Annotated in this window: 3 protein-coding genes and 1 pseudogene; all 4 read left to right on the forward strand. The window is 60.9% G+C overall.

Going from position 1 to position 3062, the window contains the following annotated elements:
- Positions 1 to 250: pseudogene (locus EN906_RS37500) on the forward strand (branched-chain amino acid ABC transporter substrate-binding protein); the annotation flags it as partial.
- Positions 251 to 343: 93 nt separating this feature from the next.
- On the forward strand, positions 344 to 1438 hold the full coding sequence (locus EN906_RS28840; RefSeq protein WP_127271533.1) for an ABC transporter ATP-binding protein: 1095 nt from the start codon (positions 344 to 346) through the stop codon (positions 1436 to 1438).
- Positions 1435 to 2334 carry an ABC transporter permease gene (locus EN906_RS28845; protein ID WP_127271531.1) on the forward strand — a complete coding sequence of 300 codons (900 nt, stop codon included), beginning with the start codon at positions 1435 to 1437 and terminating at the stop codon, positions 2332 to 2334. Before EN906_RS28840 ends, EN906_RS28845 begins: the two co-directional genes overlap by 4 nt.
- Positions 2331 to 3062, forward strand: a 732-nt coding sequence (locus tag EN906_RS28850) for an ABC transporter permease (RefSeq protein ID WP_164777430.1), incomplete at its 3' end; no start/stop codon positions are given. The genes EN906_RS28845 and EN906_RS28850, both read left to right, overlap by 4 nt.

Genomic DNA, 3062 nt, shown 5'->3' on the forward strand with positions numbered 1-3062 from the left:
CTATGAAACCAAGGCTTATCCCGATCCTGCCGGCTCCTATGCGAAATATGCCTACGAGGCGACGCAGATCCTGCTTCAGGTCATCAAGGAAAAAGGCCTCGACGACAAGGAGGCGCTGAGCAAGGCCATTCGTGACATCCACCACGACGGCATTCTGGGAGACGTCTCGTTCGATGCCAACGGACAGACCAACATGGCCATCGACATCGACATGTTCGTCGTCCGCAGCGGCAAATGGGAGAAGATGTAACTTACCTGATCGACGCCGCGCCCGTTCTCAGTGGCGCGGCGTCGATCACCTTCATCGCCGAGCTCGCAAAAGTCCTGACCGGAGCGCCTGACCATGAATGACGAGGCTGGCCACGGCGCACCTCGAAAGGCCGTCGAGATCAAGGGCGTCTCCAAGGTGTTCGGCACCTATCAGGCGCTGAAGCCTGTTTCCTTCGACATCTACGACAACGAGTTCTTCACGCTGCTCGGCCCGAGCGGCTGCGGCAAGACCACCCTGCTGCGCATGATCGCCGGTTTCGAGCAGCCGACGGCGGGGCAGATTTTCCTGCACGGCTCGGACATACAGGGACTCCCCCCGCATAAGCGGCGGGTCAACACCGTCTTCCAGAGCTACGCCCTGTTTCCGCATATGAGCGTCGAACAGAACATCGGCTTCGGGCTCGAAAACCTCGGCTGGTCAAAGGGCCGCCGCGATAAGCGCGTCGCCGATATGCTTCGTCTCGTCCATATGGAGGCCTTTGCCGGGCGCAAGCCGCAGCAATTGTCGGGCGGCCAGCGCCAGCGCGTCGCGCTCGCCCGCGCCCTGGCGCCGGAACCGGAAGTGCTGCTGCTCGACGAACCGCTCTCCGCACTCGATCTGAAGCTGCGCCAGGCCATGCGCGACGAGCTGCGCATCCTGCAGCGCAAGACCGGCATCACCTTCGTCTTCGTCACCCACGACCAGGAAGAAGCGCTCGACATGTCGGATCGCATCTGCGTTCTCGGCGATGGCGAGATCCAGCAGCTTGGCACACCCGCGGCGATCTACGAGGAGCCGTCGAACCGCTTCGTCGCCGATTTCATCGGCGAGACCAACTTCCTCGATGCTGACGTGATTGCCGTGGACGGCGAGCAGGCAACCGTGAAAACGCAACTCGGCATGACCTTGACGGCCTCTCACAAGAATGCGGTCGCCGGCCAGAAGGCCTTCATCTCGATACGTCCGGAAAAAATCAGCCTGCCCGCGCAGGACAACCCGATCGCTGTCGACGGCACGATCATGAGCACCAATTATCTTGGCGGCTACACATACTATCTCGTTGAAGCGGGCGGAACCAAGCTGCGCATCTCCAAGCGCAACAGCCTCAGCCGCGGCCAGATGTTCGAAATCGGGCAATCGGTAAAAGTTGGCTTTGCCGCCGAATCCGTGCGGATCCTCGGCGCATGAAGGCACGCACAAAAAGTCCCGACTGGAATGTCCTCGGCCTGCTGCCGGCCCATCTCATCATGCTGCTGACGCTGATCATCCCGATCGGCATCATCATCGTGGTGTCGTTCTCGACGCGCGGACCTTACGGCGGGTTCGAATATGTGTTCACCACAGCGCCCTACAAGCAGCTTTTGTTCAACGAAGGCTGGACCGGCGAGATGGAGTTCAATCCGCAATATCTCATCGTTGTTGCCAGAACGCTGGTCCTGTCGGCCGTGACAACATCGATCTGCCTGCTCCTGAGCTTCCCGGTCGCCTATTTCATAGCGCTGCAGCGGCCGGCGATCAAAGTGCTGCTGATCTATCTCGTCACGCTGCCATTCTGGGTTTCGATGATCGTGCGCGTCTATTCCTGGATCATCATCCTTGGCAAGGATGGTGTCGTCGAAAAGACCCTTCGCGGTCTCGGCCTCGTCGACAACATGGACTCGCTGCTGTTCGGCAACACCGCCATGCTGCTCGGTCTCGTCTACAGCTACATTCCGCTGATGATCCTGCCGATCTTCGCCTCGATCGAGAAACTCGACCCTGCGCTCATCGAGGCGTCGCATGATCTCTATGGCAACCGCGTCACCACATTGCGCCGCGTTATCCTGCCCCTCACCCGGCCCGGCATGATCGCCGGCGCGATCCTGGTGTTCGTTCCAAGCCTCGGCGCGGTCCTGGAGCCGACCCTGCTCGGCGGCGGCAAGACCATGATGATGGGCAATCTCATCCAGCTACAGTTCGGTGGCGCCCGCAACTGGCCGCTCGGCGCCGCCATCGCCATCGTGCTGATGGCCGCGGTCATGGTCTTCCTGATTTTCCAGGGTCTGCGCTCGATGCGCACCGAAGGCATGGAGCGTGCGGCATGAACGCGGACGATGATGTCAGGCGCTATCCGGGCTTCGGTCTCTTCAGCGCGATCTTCTTCGCCTATCTCTATTTGCCCATCGCCGTCGTGGTGTTCTACTCTTTCAATGCGAACCGGATCGTCTCCAATTGGGGCGGCTTCTCATTGCACTGGTACGCCACCGCTCTGTCCAACGCCAACCTGATGACAGCGGTGAAGACCTCCCTGCTCGTCGCCACGGTCGCCACAGTCGCCTCGACCCTTGTCGCGTTGATGGCGGCATTGGTGCTGGTGCGCGGCCGCGATGTCCGGTTCCGCCGCATCTCCGAAGCGGTGGTGAACCTGCCGCTGCTCCTGCCCGAAATCGTCGTTGCTGTCGCCGTCCTGATCCTCTTCTCCGAGATCGGGCTCGCCAACGGAATGGTGAAGCTGATGATCGCCCACACCACCTTCTGCATCCCGTTCGCCTTCCTGCCGATACGCGCCCGCCTGCAGGGAATGGACTTCGATCTGGAGGAAGCCGCCCGCGATCTCTATGCAACCGGTTGGGTCGCCTTTCGTCGCGTCACGCTGCCGCTCATCCTGCCGGGTGTGTTCGCCGGCGCCATGCTCGCCTTCGTCATCTCGATGGATGATTTCATCACCAGCAACCTGTTGAATTCCGGCGGCGCCACCACGCTGCCGGTCTACATTTTCTCGCTGATCAAGCAGGGCGTGTCGCCGCAGCTCAACGCAATCTCGACCTTGATC

The organism is Mesorhizobium sp. M7A.F.Ca.CA.004.06.1.1 (assembly GCF_003999135.1).
Classification (GTDB): Bacteria; Pseudomonadota; Alphaproteobacteria; order Rhizobiales; family Rhizobiaceae; genus Mesorhizobium.

Excerpts from the sequence above, each read along its gene's own strand:
- EN906_RS28840 (WP_127271533.1), top strand. The coding sequence starts at position 344 with ATGAATGACGAGGCTGGCCACGGCGCACCTCGAAAGGCCGTCGAGATC.
- EN906_RS28845 (WP_127271531.1), top strand. The coding sequence starts at position 1,435 with ATGAAGGCACGCACAAAAAGTCCCGACTGGAATGTCCTCGGCCTGCTG.